This is a genomic window from Pilibacter termitis (assembly GCF_900167335.1).
Classification (GTDB): Bacteria; Bacillota; Bacilli; order Lactobacillales; family Streptococcaceae; genus Pilibacter; species Pilibacter termitis.
In genome coordinates, this window is sequence record NZ_FUXI01000001.1 from 77,643 (window position 1) to 93,029 (window position 15,387).

15 protein-coding genes are annotated in these 15,387 nt (G+C 39.1%); all 15 read right to left on the reverse strand.

The genetic code is table 11. From position 1 onward, the window contains the following. Positions 1 to 513: 513 nt before the first annotated feature. The 15 genes from murC to B5D30_RS00475 all read right to left on the reverse strand — a co-directional run bounded on the left by murC (position 514) and on the right by B5D30_RS00475 (position 15,373). Positions 514 to 1,845 (reverse strand): UDP-N-acetylmuramate--L-alanine ligase, encoded by a 1,332-nt coding sequence (gene murC, locus B5D30_RS00405; protein ID WP_078806043.1) that lies wholly within the window; start codon positions 1,843 to 1,845, stop codon positions 514 to 516. 32 nt (positions 1,846 to 1,877) lie between these two features. After that, positions 1,878 to 2,888 carry a hypothetical protein gene (locus B5D30_RS00410; protein ID WP_078806044.1) on the reverse strand — a complete coding sequence of 337 codons (1,011 nt, stop codon included), beginning with the start codon at positions 2,886 to 2,888 and terminating at the stop codon, positions 1,878 to 1,880. A 157-nt stretch (positions 2,889 to 3,045) separates the two neighbouring features. After that, entirely contained in the window at positions 3,046 to 3,543 is a 498-nt protein-coding gene (locus B5D30_RS00415) for a prolyl-tRNA synthetase associated domain-containing protein (protein WP_078806045.1), read from the reverse strand. A gap of 148 nt (positions 3,544 to 3,691) precedes the next feature. Next, entirely contained in the window at positions 3,692 to 4,321 is a 630-nt protein-coding gene (locus B5D30_RS00420) for a V-type ATP synthase subunit D (protein ID WP_078806046.1), read from the reverse strand. Between the two features lie 28 nt (positions 4,322 to 4,349). Beyond that, a complete protein-coding gene (locus B5D30_RS00425; protein ID WP_078806047.1) occupies positions 4,350 to 5,726 on the reverse strand; it encodes a V-type ATP synthase subunit B in 1,377 nt (458 codons plus the stop codon). Between the two features lies 1 nt (position 5,727). Further along, positions 5,728 to 7,500, reverse strand: a complete 1,773-nt coding sequence (locus tag B5D30_RS00430; protein WP_078806128.1) for a V-type ATP synthase subunit A — start codon at positions 7,498 to 7,500, stop codon at positions 5,728 to 5,730. Between the two features lie 78 nt (positions 7,501 to 7,578). Further along, entirely contained in the window at positions 7,579 to 7,890 is a 312-nt protein-coding gene (locus B5D30_RS00435; RefSeq protein WP_078806048.1) for a V-type ATP synthase subunit F, read from the reverse strand. Beyond that, complete coding sequence (locus B5D30_RS00440; protein WP_078806049.1) at positions 7,887 to 8,873, reverse strand: V-type ATPase subunit; 987 nt, start codon at positions 8,871 to 8,873, stop codon at positions 7,887 to 7,889. Before B5D30_RS00440 ends, B5D30_RS00435 begins: the two co-directional genes overlap by 4 nt. A 38-nt stretch (positions 8,874 to 8,911) precedes the next feature. Then, positions 8,912 to 9,502: a hypothetical protein gene (locus tag B5D30_RS00445; protein ID WP_078806050.1), complete on the reverse strand. Its 591-nt coding sequence runs from the start codon at positions 9,500 to 9,502 to the stop codon at positions 8,912 to 8,914. Between the two features lie 4 nt (positions 9,503 to 9,506). Then, the gene (locus tag B5D30_RS00450; RefSeq protein ID WP_078806051.1) at positions 9,507 to 9,983 is read right to left on the reverse strand and encodes a V-type ATP synthase subunit K; all 477 of its coding nucleotides are present in this window, start codon (positions 9,981 to 9,983) and stop codon (positions 9,507 to 9,509) included. A 40-nt stretch (positions 9,984 to 10,023) separates the two neighbouring features. Continuing rightward, on the reverse strand, positions 10,024 to 12,033 hold the full coding sequence (locus B5D30_RS00455; RefSeq protein ID WP_078806052.1) for a V-type ATP synthase subunit I: 2,010 nt from the start codon (positions 12,031 to 12,033) through the stop codon (positions 10,024 to 10,026). After that, positions 12,023 to 12,346, reverse strand: a complete 324-nt coding sequence (locus B5D30_RS00460) for a hypothetical protein (RefSeq protein ID WP_078806053.1) — start codon at positions 12,344 to 12,346, stop codon at positions 12,023 to 12,025. Before B5D30_RS00460 ends, B5D30_RS00455 begins: the two co-directional genes overlap by 11 nt. Before the next feature lie 245 nt (positions 12,347 to 12,591). Continuing rightward, positions 12,592 to 13,875, reverse strand: coding sequence for a TRAP transporter large permease (locus B5D30_RS00465; protein ID WP_078806054.1), 1,284 nt, complete (start codon positions 13,873 to 13,875; stop codon positions 12,592 to 12,594). Further along, a complete protein-coding gene (locus B5D30_RS00470; RefSeq protein WP_159443146.1) occupies positions 13,875 to 14,366 on the reverse strand; it encodes a TRAP transporter small permease in 492 nt (163 codons plus the stop codon). The genes B5D30_RS00465 and B5D30_RS00470 overlap by 1 nt, the downstream gene beginning before the upstream one ends. 8 nt (positions 14,367 to 14,374) lie before the next feature. After that, positions 14,375 to 15,373 carry a C4-dicarboxylate TRAP transporter substrate-binding protein gene (locus B5D30_RS00475; RefSeq protein WP_078806056.1) on the reverse strand — a complete coding sequence of 333 codons (999 nt, stop codon included), beginning with the start codon at positions 15,371 to 15,373 and terminating at the stop codon, positions 14,375 to 14,377. Between the last annotated feature and the right edge of the window lie 14 nt (positions 15,374 to 15,387).

Consider the following 15,387-nt stretch of genomic DNA (forward strand, 5'->3'; position numbering starts at 1 on the left):
TAGCTTTTTTATTCACACTTTCTCTACCAAGAACATTGTCTAAAACAACGATAGAATAAGATTTAAATAGGCATATTTCCCATTTCTTTAAAATTTTTGCATAACCTTTGATCGTTTATCGGTTTCTCGTTTGTTTTTTTTAGTAATCGCTTTCCTAAAAATGAAAGTAAATGTTTTTTTCTCCTAACGTAAAAGTTGGAACCTCATCAATAGCTTAGTCATGCTCAAACATTTTCCCTTGAAAACAAAAACAAAAAAACTAGGGAAATTGTTAGATAAAAATATAAAAGTATATTTTTTTCTATTCATTACTTCCGTTCTTTTCATTTTCCTGCTTTCTTTGTTTCATAATATTGGTTTATTTCCCATTTCATTTTAATATTTTTATCTACTTTTTTATTTATTTTTTTGTATTTGAATATTTTTTTCTATCTAAAAAAGCAAACAGCTCCTTTTTCTTTGACTTTTTGACAAAAAAACTAGAGCTATAAAACTCTAGTTTTCCTGTAAATATTATTGCTTATTCGGTAAACTTCTGCTTAGTAAATACTCGAAAGCAAATTCAAATTTTTGAATGTCGCCTGCTCCCATGAATACGACAACTTCGCCTTCGTATTCTAGCACGCTACTCATATTCTCTTCGGATATGATAGTGCCACCTTTTGTTAGCTTAGCTGCTAAATCCTCAATGTTGACATCACCAGATGTTTCACGTGCAGAGCCATAAATTTCGCCAAGATAAATTGCGTCTGCAAGCTCTAGGCTTTCTGCAAATTCGTCCATAAGAGCAATGGTACGAGTGAACGTGTGCGGTTGGAATACTGCTGCTACTTTGCGGTCTGGATATTTTTGGCGTGCTGCATCAAGTGTCGCTTTGATTTCTGCTGGGTGATGAGCAAAATCATCAATGACAACCGTTTCTCCTATTATTTTTTCAGAAAAACGACGTTTTACGCCCGGAAATGTTTGAATTTCTTGCTCCACTTTTCTCATGTCAAGACCTGTTTTGAATGCTACTGAAAGAACCGCAAGAGCATTCATCACATTATGCTCTCCAAATGTTGGCACGTGGAATTTGCCGATAATTTCTCCCTCGTGTTTCACTTCAAAAGTAGAACCAGACGTTGTGCGGTCAATATTCACCGCTTGGAAATCATCGTTTTCCTCTGTTCCATAGTAGTAAATCGGCACATCTGCCTCTAATTTACGCAAATACTTGTCTGCACCGTAAGCAAAAATTCCTTTTTTCACATTCTTGGCATACGACTGAAATGCACTAAAGACATCATCAATCGACGTATAATAGTCTGGGTGGTCAAAATCGACATTCGTAATAATCGAATAATCAGGATGATAAGGAAGAAAATGACGTTCATATTCATCCGACTCAAATGTAAAGAACTTCGCATTTGGCTCACCGTGACCTGTTCCGTCACCAATCAAATAGCTTGTTGGAACAATTCCTTTGAAAATATGTGAAATTAATCCCGTGGTTGACGTTTTCCCATGAGCTCCTGCCACTCCGATAGAAGTGTACCCTTCAATAAATTTCCCTAGAAATTCATGGTAACGCTGAATGTTCAAGCCTAATTCTTTTGCACGAACAACTTCTGGGTGGTCTTCTTTAAAGGCATTCCCTAAAATGATTTCAAAGCCTGCTTGAATGTTGTTTTCATCAAATGAATAAATCTCAACACCTGCGTTTTCAAGTCCACGCTGTGTGAAGAAATGTTTGTCCACGTCACTTCCTGCTACTTTATAGCCCATTTCATTCAAGACAAGTGCCAATGCACTCATGCCACTTCCTTTAATACCTATAAAAAAGTAAGTTGTTTCCTTGTTCATTTTCCTTCTCCTTCGTTCCGTCAATTTGAAATTTAATTTCTATCAAACAATTTTTTCTCGATTTTACTCATGCTCGTGTTTTCCGATTCCATGATAGAGGTCAAATCACGTGCTAATGCCCGTTTTTTTCTTGTGTTTTCCGTAGCAGCAGCGGCACGTGAAGGCTCTTTTGTGATACTTTTTTCAATGTTTAACCTTGGGCGACCCGTGAAAATCGGTTTATCCTGTGTAGGATATTTTTGTGAAAATCGCGTTGTCCCCTTTACTGCCTCTTTGTTACTTCCTGTAATCACTGGTTTTGTTTGACTTGCACTCACCCTTGGTGAACGTGCCTGCCACGAACGTACTCCTTGTTTTTCCTCTTGATGAACAGGAGCATTTGGGTCAATTTCCATTAAAATATAGCTTTCTGGTGCTTTTTTCATGGAGTCAAATAATTCATCTTTTGTAAATTTTGGTTTTTCTAGTGTTGCCACTTTTGTACGTGGTAAATTTTCACTCCGTTTACGAAAACGACTCAGACCACCAGAATATTGTTGCTTGAGTGGTTGCTGTTTTTCTCGTTTCATCTCCTCACGAATTTTCGCAAGTCTCGGCTGAAGATTACTCCCTTGAGCCTGTCGCATAGTAGGCATTGGCGGAGTGACTTCTTCCCGTTTAAATGTTCGCCCTACACGTTGCTCTGGAATGTACGGACGACGATTGATGTCATCACGTCTTTTCACTTTTTCTTCTGTCTGACGAAAACGTGGCAACGACCTCTCGTCATATTTTTTACGTTCTTCTTCAAACTTCATTCCACGAACGTCCATCGTGTAATGATTTTCCGTATTTTCATTGTCCGCAAAAGAAATCGTATCATATTCTTCTGCATTTATCGACTGATAAAGCCCCTCGCTTGTGCGGTCATCCGTAATGGAGCCGAAAATAAATTCTTCTCCTGCAAAAAGAATACGTTCCTCTTCTGAGGAAGTAAGCTTTACCCCTTCTTCATCATCAAAAACGGGAAAACGAAAATGTTTCCGTGAAAAATTTTGATTCATTCTACGATTCCCCTCCAATACTCTCTATTTTACAGCCACATATTTCTAGGCAATAAATACTCACTTACAAACATTCAATATTTTACCATAAAAAACAATTAGAACAAAGAAAATTCTTTATTCCTCTTGCAAATTTATAAGGGTACCTCTAAAAACTCTAAAAATCAAGGATTTCCGCCTGTAAATCAACTATTTGAACAGGATTGCCTTGATGTTCAAGAAATTTCATCATATCTTTTATCGAAAGAAAAAGTGTTTGGTCATTGACATTTGGCGAGAAACAAATTTTTTCCTCGCTCATCATTTCCTTTTCTAAATAAACTTGAATATCCTTTTCTGGATTATTCAACAAGCCAAAAATTGTTACCGCTCCTTTTGGCACACCTAATTTTTGCTCAAGCAATTCTGCTGAAACAAACTTCAACTTTTTTTCCCCAACCAATTCGCCAAAGTGCTGTAATTCTAGCCTTCTGCTATCATCCATAACGAGCAAAAAGAATTTTGTCTTTTTCTTATTCGTCAAAAAAAGATTTTTGCTCCTCACACCTTCTCTCCCCTTGATATAAAGGTCGCCTTCATGTGCCGTGTAAACAGGTGGATGATGTACCACTTCATAAGAAATCCCAAGATTGTCTAATATTTCGTAAACATTCATTTCTTTTTCCTCCTCATACCCCTTCTTTGTCTTGTTTCTATTTTATCATTAAATTCCCTTCTGTTAAACAAAAAAACGGCTAGGGTAAAGATTTATTCTCTCATTCAGAGAATCTTGACTACCCTAGCCTATTCGTTTTCAAATTGCCTTACTTATTCATTTCTTTCACTTTAATCAATCGTGTAATATCCGCACGTTCGCTTTCCTCTAGTTTCATACGAATAAAGGAAATTGTCTCTTTTAATTGCGGAATCGTCATATATTCCAAGGCATTTACACGTCTGCGTGTTTTTTCAATTTCAGCAGCCATTAATTGACACGTTTTTTCTACTTCTACCAATCGTAAAAGATTTGGCAAAAGTGCTGTCATATTTTTGTACGCATCGTCTAGTTCCTTGGTTGAATTGACAAAGCCATAGCTTAACGGTTTTTCGGCTACTTCTGTGTCATATTGAAAATGAAACTTAGGCACTTCAACACTCATGATGTTTTTTGGGATAACCTCTATTTCCACCGTTGTTGCAGGAATGACCATGCTCTCCTCGATAAATTGCTCAGGAAGTAGAGCATCCGCAAGTGCATGACTTCTCATTGCTGTAACAAGCGTTCCCTCCATTTGCTCACGCATCTGGTTGTTTTCACGCACCATAAGGATAAATCGACGCATTAACTCATCTTGTTTGTCTTTTAACAACTTATGCCCACGTTCTGCCGTTGACAAACGTTTTTTCAACTTTGTCAACTCCATACGTGTAGGATTGACATTCAATCGAACCATTTTTCCACCGCCTCTCTTGTCAAGTCAATCATTTTTCTGTCTCAAGAAATTCGTCTAGCATTTCATCCTTGATACGTTTTAACTCTTCTCTTGGCAACATTCTTAACAGTTCCCATGCCAAATTGAGCGTTTCTTCAATCGTTCGGTTTGTTGTGAACCCTTGTGAAACATATTCTCTTTCAAAACGGTCAGCGAATTTTGCATAAATTTTATCTGTATCACTCAAAGCACTTTCACCTAATACTACAGCTAATTCTTTGGCTTGTTTTCCTTGAGCGTACGCTGCAAACGCTTGGTTCATCGTTGGTGCGTGGTCTACTCTTGTTTTCCCCTCACCTGTTCCTTTGTCTTTCAAACGAGAAAGAGAAGGCAACACGTCTATTGGTGGAGTAATCCCACTTTTGTATAACTCACGAGAGAGGATAATTTGTCCTTCTGTAATATATCCTGTCAAGTCAGGAATTGGGTGCGTTTTGTCATCTTCTGGCATGGTCAAAATTGGAATTTGCGTTACACTTCCATTGCTGCCTTTGATTCGTCCAGCACGCTCATAAAGTGTTGCTAGATTGGTGTAAAGATAACCAGGATACCCACGACGACCCGGCACTTCACGACGAGCAGAAGAAATTTCACGCAATGCCTCACAATAATTGGTCATATCCGTCAAAATGACTAACACGTGCATTCCTTTTTCATATGCCAAATATTCCGCAGCAGTCAACGCCATGCGTGGAGTTGCAATCCGTTCAATCGCAGGATCATTGGCTAAATTCATGAACATAACCGTTCGGTCAATCGCACCAGTTTTCCTAAAGTCCTCAAGGAAGTATTCTGCCTCCTCAAACGTAATCCCAATCGCAGCAAAGACTACCGCAAAATCGTCCTCCGTATTCAATACCGTTGCCTGACGAGCAATCTGAGCGGCAAGTTCCTTATGTGGCAAACCTGAACCAGAAAACACTGGCAATTTTTGCCCACGAACGAGCGTATTCAAATGGTCAATGGCAGAAATACCCGTCTGAATAAATTCGTCAGGATAATCACGCACGACTGGATTGATTACTTCACCATTAATATCTAGCATTTTTTCTGGGAACAACGCTGGCCCATTATCTTTCAATCGTCCCAAACCGTCAAATACTCGACCAATCATTTCCTCACTCACACCAAGTTCCAAAGGATGACCTAAAAAACGAACACGAGATTCTGCAAGGTTCAAATTACTCGTTCCCTCGAAAATTTGCACAAGTGCTTTGTCGCCCTCAACTTCTAACACTTGACCTCGGCGAATGTCTCCATTTTGCATTCGCACTTCGATTAGTTCTTCATATTTCACACCCTCAACTTGCTCAACTGCCATCAAAGGTCCTACTACTTCTGTAATGGTTCTATATTCCTTTAGCACGCTATGCACCTCCCTTGCTGATGATTTCATGAATGGTTGTTTGAATTTCTTGATGAATTTCTTCTAATTTAGACAATTCCGTTTCTGCTACATATTTACTTCTAGCAATTCTATCACGCAATTTTACAGTCCCTGTCATGATTTCTTTGAAATAAGCACCAACTTCGATTGCTTTTTCAGCTTCTGTTCCAAAGTAGAGAATGTTTTCCAACATTTTTTGCTGTTTATCCATAGAAGTATAAGTATCCACGTCATCAAACGCATTTTGCTGTAAATAGTCCTCACGAATGGATTTTGCTACTTCTAACGTCAATTTGTCCTTATCAGAAAGCGAGTCAATTCCGACCAGACGAACGATTTCATCTAGTTGTGCCTCTTTTTGCAAAAGTTCCATCGCACGTGTCACTTTGCTCGCCCATTCCACACCAAGCTGTCTGTCCAAGTATTCGCCTACTTCCGTTGAATAAAGCGAATAACTTTGTAACCAGTTAATTGACGGGAAATGACGTTTTTGAGCAAGTAAACTATCCAATCCCCAAAAGACTTTTACTACACGTAGTGTGTTTTGGGTAACAGGTTCACTAATATCTCCACCACTCGGTGAAACGGCACTAATCGCAGTAATACTTCCTACACGCTCCTCGCCTCCAAGTGTTACCACTTTTCCTGCACGCTCATAATATTCTGCTAAACGACTCCCAAGATACGCTGGATACCCTTCGTCCCCCGGCATTTCTTCCAAACGACCACTCATCTCACGAAGTGCCTCTGCCCAACGACTCGTAGAATCCGCCATAATCGCCACAGAATACCCCATATCACGAAAATACTCGGCAATCGTAATCCCTGTATAAATAGATGCCTCACGTGCTGCAACAGGCATATTACTCGTGTTTGCAATCAAAATCGTGCGTTCCATCAACGAATTATTCGTATTTGGATCAATTAACTCTGGAAATTCATTCAAAACGTCCGTCATTTCATTTCCACGTTCCCCGCAACCAACGTAAACAACTAAATCTACGTTCGCCCATTTTGCGACTTGGTGTTGAACAACTGTTTTCCCTGCTCCGAACGGCCCCGGAACAGCTGCTGCTCCTCCTTTTGCAATTGGGAAAAATGTATCAATTACACGCTGACCTGTAATCAACGGCTCTTGTGGCACTAACTTTTGTTTCACTGGACGTGCCTTTCTAACAGGCCATTTTTGGAGCATGGTAATTTCTTTTACTCCTTCTTCCGTTTGAATGGTTGCAACCATTTCATCAATTGTAAACTCGCCCGTTTCAATAGAAAGGATTTCCCCTTTTATTCCAAGTGGCACTAAAATTCTATGCTCAATCGCTTGAGTTTCTTGTACCACTCCTAAAATATCTCCTGCATCAACTGTTTCACCTACTGATTTTTTCGGCGTGAACAGCCATTTTTTCTCATGGTCTAATGGCGAAATTTTCACCCCACGACCTAAGAAACTACTTTTTGTTTGCTCAAAAAATACATCTAGTGGTCGCTCAATTCCGTCAAACATTTGACTAATAATCCCTGGTGCCAATTCAACGGACAAGGCTTCCCCTGTCGTCTCTACTTTTTCACCCGGTCCTATTCCACTTGTTTCCTCATATACCTGAATAGAGGCGGTACTTCCACGCATTTCGATAATTTCACCGATAACGCCGACATCTCCCACATAGCAAATATCTTGAATACTTGCATGAGCCATGTTTTTCGCCTCTACCAACGGCCCAGAAACTTTTGTAATGATTCCTGTATTCAATCGTTTTTCCTGCTTTCGTTTAGTCTCGTTCAAAAAGTAAATTTCTTCACTTTTTTAGCACTCAATTTTTCCCTTGTACTACAATATATTTTGCCCAACTGCTCGCTCGACATTTTCCTGAATTTTGGCAAGCCCAATTCCTTGGCTCCCTTGAATGTTCGGAATTAAAAGAATCGCTGGTGTCATTTCTGTTTCTAATTTTTCAATGACATCACTTACACCAATTGCGACACTTTCCGTGATGAAAATAATACTCACATTTTTTTCCTGCAATTCTCGAATCAATTTGCGAACTTTTTCCTCTTTTGTTTCATAATAGACATCGAAATCAAACAGACGAAAGGGCAAAATGGAATCCTTATCGCCAATTACTGCAATTTTTTGACTCATATCCCTCTCATCCTTTCACGAATACTTTCAATTGGCAAAAAGCTCCTCATTCCTTTGACAACCAAACGAATGTTTTTTTGCTCAATTTCCTTTGCGTTCAAAAGTGCCAATAATGGCAGTGGACCAAACGCTACGGTTGAAGCATTCTGATAAATTCCTGTCAAATAATCATCCATTAACACAGAAAATTGCTTTTTCCATAGCCCATCTTCTGACTCGGTTTGAATAAATTCTTTAAATGGTGTTTCCAAAACAAAGCGAGCAAATTCTCCAATTTCTTTTTGTGAAAGCATTACTAGCTCCTCTTTTGAAAACGTACCACCGTCCACTAATACGGAACGCATTAAGTTGACACCTTCTTGGTTGCGAATCGCACGCTCGACAATTGACAAATTCATCAAATCGACAAAAGCAATTACTTCTCTCATCAGTTCTTTCGAGCCACTTTTTTTCGCCACTTCAAGCTGCATAGAGAAAAAATGACGGTCGAGCAATAAATCAATTCCTCTTGGTTGCTGCTCTTTCTCCATATAATCATTGACTTCCTGAATGGCACTCATAAATTCTGGTTCTAGTACAGAAGAAGTCCCTGTATTGACTGCACGTGTGATTTCGCTATATGGATAACTTCCGTCTGGTGTAGCAAATGCTTCATAATCTACACCTGTCACTTTTGATTTCATCGCCAATTTGATGTTGTGAAACGTAAGGCGTTGTGTGTAAATCGAAAGCACCCATTTATCTGGAGCAAGAGCGTACAAATCCTCAAAAAGTTCACCAATGTCTTGCATTAAATACCGGTCAATATTTTCGATAAAATCCGCCTCTCGTGCAAACGGAGCGTAGTGAGTAGAGGCAAGTACCTCACGCAATTCTTCTAAAGAATCCGCTTGGAGCATTCGTTCAAACACTTCTTTGCTCAAAAGTTCCAACTCTCTCATGCGAACAATCGTATTCACCTGACTGTATGCTAAATCATTCATTTTCTGTCACCTCATTTCTACAAATATTCTTCTTGATTTCATTCTTGGAAAAGTCGCTGTGAAATGACTGACAACTCTTTTTCCTTGACTTCACGTAGTAGCGAGGCAAAAAGAAAATTATACTCAATTCCATCTTTTCGTATCACAAATCCTGCTTCTTTCGGATAACTTTCCTTGCTGAAAACAAACATTCCTTGATGTGCTTGATTCCATTCTGTCAATTTGTTTTCAGAAAATTTTCCGATAGATTTTTCCCCAAAAACAAGTTCTGCTTGCCCGAGTTCTTTGACATTTTCAAGTGCATGAAAAACCAACTCTTGAAATTCTTCTTCACTTATTTTTTCCAATTCTTCGCCAGAAAGTGAGAAAATTTCTTCCAATGCCACTTGTTTTTCACCAAGAAGAGCTTGGCGTTCTTCCAATTGCAAACGTTGAATTTGTTGTTTTTTCATTTGCGACAACTCCAGTTTGCGTTTTTCTTGCACTTTTTCTAACTGTAAAAGTGCTTGTTCACGCTCACGATTGAGTTTTTCTTGTGCCGCTTGAGTTTCTTCATCAATGCGTTTATCTATTTCTTCTTTTTGTTTCGTGGCAATCGCATTTGCCATCGTTTCTAATGTATCATTCATAGTCTTATCCTTTCACGTTGAACACTAAAAGGAAAGAGATAACGAAACCTAAAATTGCATACGTTTCAACCATTGCCGCATAAATAATCCCTTTCGTTGCTTGCTCAGGTCGTTTTGCAAGAATTTGAATACCAGCTGCTGCAACACGTCCTTGTGCTACACCTGAAGTAAGTCCTGTAAAGGCAATTGGCAGTGCCGCACCAAGAAACGCAAGACCATTTTCAAGTGGCATACTTGCATTGACATTGATGAAAATCATAAAGGCGATTACGAAACCGTAAAGTCCTTGCGTACCCGGTAAAAGTTGGAAAATCAGTGCTTGACCAAATTTTTCTGGTTGCTCTGTGGTAAGTGCTGCTACTGCCTCACCTGCGATTCCGACACCTTTTGCTGAACCCATTCCTGAAAAAATTGTGGCTACTGCCATTGCGAAAAATGATAAAACCATTCCACCGTTGTGTGTTGTTAAATATTCAAACATTGCTTTGTAATCCTCCGTTTTTTTAATTGTATTGTGTTTTTTATTTTTCTTTTTGTGAAATATTCACGTGTTTTTCTTTCGGTTTGAGTGGACTGAATGCTCTGCCGCCACCATTATAAAATTTACCGAAAAACTCTACATATTGGAGCCTTGCACTATGCACGTAAGCACTCAAATAGGAAAGGAATAAATTGAGTGATTGTAGTAAAATCAACAATAAAATCCCAATGGTAAACCGCATAACTGGGGGCATAAAGCCTACAAGCAAGTTAAATGCTGCAGCGATACTCCCACCTGAAATTCCAAGTGCCATAAGACGAGTATAACTCACCAAATCACCGATATATCCTGAAATTCCATATAAATTGTAAAGTCCTGTTGCAAATCCTGTCACTTTGTTTTTCGTTTTCAACATTGGGACAAGCAAAATGGAGAACGCTGATACTCCTGCAAGAACCGCACCAATCGTTACCAAAATTGGAAGATGAAGTGCTACTGCACCAAGCACTGCAAGAACGGCACCAATCAAAATCCCTTGCCAAGCAAATCCGTCAGCCACGCTTTGCAAATAATCCTTTTTGCGAATGTGCAAGGCACTCGATAAGGCTAAACCAGTCAAAATTTGGATAAACCCGAGTGCAAGTGAAACAATCAAAATCGTATTGACATCTTCCGTTGTCGAAATAATTGGAAACGGCAAGGAAATGCCAAAGAGCGACTTAGGCAGTGCAGCTCCGAAAAATGAGCTGTATATGAATCCCCAAAGAATCGTCGGAATGGCAACAATTTGGAAAAAGTCGATGAATTGTTTCATTCCACGAGGGAAAACCATCACTTTCTTGGCAATCATCGTTGCCAAAAATAATACCAATCCATACCCAATATCTGCTACCATCATGCCAAAGAAAACAAAATAGAAAGGCATCATAAATGGTGTAGGATCAATTTCATCATATTTCGGCAAAGCGTACATTTCTGTCAGCTTTTCAAACGGTCGAACAAATCGTCCGTTTTTCAACAAAACAGGAATTTTCTCAATTTCTTTTGGCAATTCATCAAACACTTCAATCCACACTCGTTTCGCTTTGACAAGTGGATCAAGTTGTGTGTAAAATGCCTCTTGTTTCTCAAGCGGCAAGAAACCTTCCATATACGTCACATGCCCTGTCGTCAACATCATTGTTTCTGCCTCAATACGTGCAACTTTGGCGAGCAACAATTCCTCATATTTGAACAAATCAGGTAGTGCTTTTGCATATTGATGTACTTGTTTGTATAACTCTTGCAATTCGTTTGATCTATCCAATCGTGTGCGTTCTAATATTTCATAAACCAGCGTTGGCACTCCGTCTTCCTTGTAAGAAAACTCCTGCACACCAACTTGTTGTAAAATCTCTTTTGCCACACTCTCCTCTTCTTTCAACGTGAAAAGAACAAAAGAATTTTCTTGTTTCCCTAGGCGAATGACTTCTAACTCGTAGTGAGAAAGCTTTGTTGACAAAGATTGTTGCATTTCATCAAAAAGCATAGCGTCCACAGTTGCAACATTTGCATTGACGTATTGGAGTGTTTTTGCTTTTTTCGGGTCAATGTCAAGTGTTCGCCATACACCAATCGTGTTTTCTTTTTCTTGCAATTCGTCACATTCTTGCTCAAGCCTTTGCCGTTTCTGCTCCAAAGTTGCTATCTCTTCTAGCAATTGGTGAATTTCGTTCAAATTGACCTGTGCCTCTAATTCTGCAAGCGACAAAGACACTCGTTTTAAGCCTACCTCTTTACTTTTCAGCTTACCGTTTCGCTGAATAAACGTAATCGCCGTCTGTACGCTAGAGAGTTTTTCTTCGACCTCATTCATCTTGTCCTCTAAAATCTCAAGCGAATTGACTTGTAATTCCTCATCAAAATATCGCTCGAAAATCGGAGCAAATTCTTCCTCTTGCTTGCTATCAATAATCTCAACAGCTTGAAGTTCTTGCAGAAGTTTGGTCAAATGTGGCAAATCCTCTTCTCTTGCGACAAGCGAAAGTTTTTGCATCTTACTAATTGCCATAGAATTCTTTCACCCTCTTTATAATCAGCTGAATCGTTGCCTCTTTGTTTTGCGAAAGTCGCTCGCTCAGCTTTTCTTTTTCTGCACTTTGCTTCGTTATAATTTTCTGACGTAGTGCTGAAATTTCTTGTGCTATTTGCTCTTTTTCCCGCTCGTATTCTTCATTTAATCGAGCTTTTTCATCGTCAATTTCTCGAAGTAAATCCTCTCGTGCTTTTGTCAAAACCTTTTCAGCATTTGCTTGTTTTTCCGCTTCATATTGCTGTAAATTTTCTTCTACCGAGCGAAATTTTTCCAATGCTTGATATGCCATTTCCTCACCTCGTTTTCTTGTTTTAAAGATACTTTTAAAGAAAAAGCGTACACTCCAGTCTTGTTTTATCCGCCCAGATAAAACCAGCCTTGAAGCATACGCCCAACCGTAAAAAATATTGATTTCACTATATAGCCTCTCCCATTTTTTGAGTTCTGTATAGTTCACATTTACCATTATAACAGAATAAATTTTTTTTGGGAGAGTCGCTAGTAGTTTTTTTCGATTACACTACCTTTAACGTATTATTTCCCGAACATTAAGTTTGGTAAAAGCAGTACCAAATCTTTGGCAAACACACAGATAAGCACGACGACGACTACTGCGAAAATAAACGGTACGGTTTCTTTTGCTACTGCCTCAGGTTTCGTCTCCATAATACTCGAGACGGTGTAAAGGGCGATTCCAACAGGTGGCGTAATAATTCCCATGGTAACAATGGTCATCATGATAAGTCCAAATTGAACAGGATCTACTCCTAAATTCACCACAATCGGTAAAAGAATTGGTGTAAGCAAAAGCGTTACAACTGTTGATTCTACAAACATTCCACAAACAATCAACAAGCCAATAATGACAACAAGCAAGATATATTTGTTATCCGTCAAACCTACCAAGAATCCCGCTGCTTTTTGCGGAATACTATCATAGACAATTCCATAACCAAAAATTCCAGAAAGTGAGATTAAGAACATGATAACCCCAACGTCACGAGCACTGTCTTTCAACGTTTTTAGGAATTTTGACCAAGTCAATTCTTTGTAAATGAATACCCCTACAAAAATTGCATACATTGCCGCAAACGCACCAGACTCACTTGGTGTAAAGAAACCAAAACGAATCCCTACAATCAAGATAAACGGGAAAATCAATGCCCAAATACTATCTATACCAGCTTTTACGATTTCTTTTGGCTTAGCAACTGCCGTGCGATCTGGCACATAGCCTCTTTTCTTCGCTGTAAATCGAACGGTAATCATCAAGGCAATCATCATCAAAATACCCGGTAAAATTCCCGCCGCAAATAGTCGCCCGATAGATACACCTCCAACTGTTCCATAAATAATCAAGCCCATACTTGGTGGAATCGTCGCTGTAATCAGTGAAGAAACACCGTTTACCGCACCTGCATATCCACGACTGTACCCTTGCTTAATCATGTCTGGTCCCAATACTCTTGACTGCATTGCCGCATCTGCATTGGCTGAACCAGATACTCCCCCCATTAAAGTGGAAAGTACACAAGATACTTGTGCTAAATGACCATACATATGCCCTGTCAAGACATTGGATAGTTCAATTAATTTTTTCGTGATTCCCGTATTGTTCATCAAATTCCCTGCGAAAATGAACAGAGGAACTGCCAACATAGTAAAACTTTGCGTTGAGGCAACAACTTTTTGTGTCGCAATCGCAAGAGGAACATCAGGTACCGATAGAAAATAAAGCGTTCCTGCAATCCCAATGGAAAACGCAACTGGCATTCCGAGTAATAGTAAACAAATTAACGCAATTAATACTAAGCCCATTAAAACTCTCCTCCTAACACTTCCGCTTTTTTATGATGCACAATTCGGTTGTATAATTTGATCAATATCGTCGAAATCAACAAGACTGAACCGACTGGACAGCTGACGACCGCCCAATTGTAGCTAATACCCAAAGTAGAAAACATTCTATCTGAGTTTGCTTGCATAATTGGAAAGGCATTGACTGCTAAAATTCCTAAAAAGACCAAAATCATCGCATACCACAAGTAGTAGAAAAAACTTTGAATGGCTTTCGGGAAATATCTTGTAATCATATCTACCGATACGAAGTCCGCTTCACGCAAAGCTAAGTCTGCACCAAGGAAAATTACCCAAGGGAAAAGTAACAACGCTACATCTTGTCCCCAGTTAATCGGCATTTTGATTGTCCGCATAATCGCCTGAATAAAGATGAGAAACGTAATGCCCGCCAACGCAAAGGCGACAAACAATTCTTCGATTTTCGTTAGAATTTCACCTATTTTTTTCATGTTTCCACCTACTGTCCCTTTCCAATTTCTGACCATATTTGTTTTCGTAAATCTTCAAATCCTAACTCTTTATAGGATTCCTCGCTTGCCTTTTTGAATGCCTCTACATCAGGTGTAATAATTTCAACTTTTTCTTTTTTCATCAAGTCTTCATATTCTAATTGCTTAGACTCAACATATTTGGCATTGTCTGCTGCTGTTGCTTTACATTCTTCAATGAGAATTTCTTGGAACTCTTTTGGTAAAGTTTTAATCCATTTTTCTCCGCAAATAATTCCATTTAGTAGTTGAAAATGACCTGTTTTGTTGACGTATCGAGCAACTTCAAACATTCGAGAAGTGTAAATTGCAGTGTATTGTGCCTCTGCTCCGTCTGCTGCTTTTGATTGAATCCCGTTGTACGTTTCAGACCAAGGCATATTGATTGGCGTTCCACCCATTTTTGAAACAGATACACTCCATGTTGGTGCCGACGGCGTTCTAATCCGTTCACTCTTCAAGTCTTTTGGTTCCTTGATTGGTTTATTGGTCAAATAATGTCTTGGTCCGTCATACCAATTGAAAGCAATCGGATAAATACCTGCTTTTTTCGTCAATTCTTTTTCAAAACCTTTAAACGTTGTCGTTTCCGTGATTTTTCTCATATCGTCATAATTATCTCCGATATAAGGCATTCCGACAATTCCAATATCGTGAACATAGTCACTCATACGACCACCGTCTGTTAAAATTGCCACATTCACACCAAGCATTGCTTGCTCGATAATGTCTTCATCTGTTCCTAATTGACCAGAAGGAAGAATTTCGATTTTTAAACGACTGTCTGTTTTGTCCGCTACTCGCTTAGACCACTCTTTTAATCCTTCGACAATCGGGTGAGTTTCATTCAATTGTGTGGACATTTTCAAAGTATAAACTCGACTCGCATCTGCTTTATCCTTTGAAGCACCACAACCTGAAACCACTAACAACATAAGCGTTACAATTGTTAAATAAAATTTCTTCATAAGTTTTCTCCATT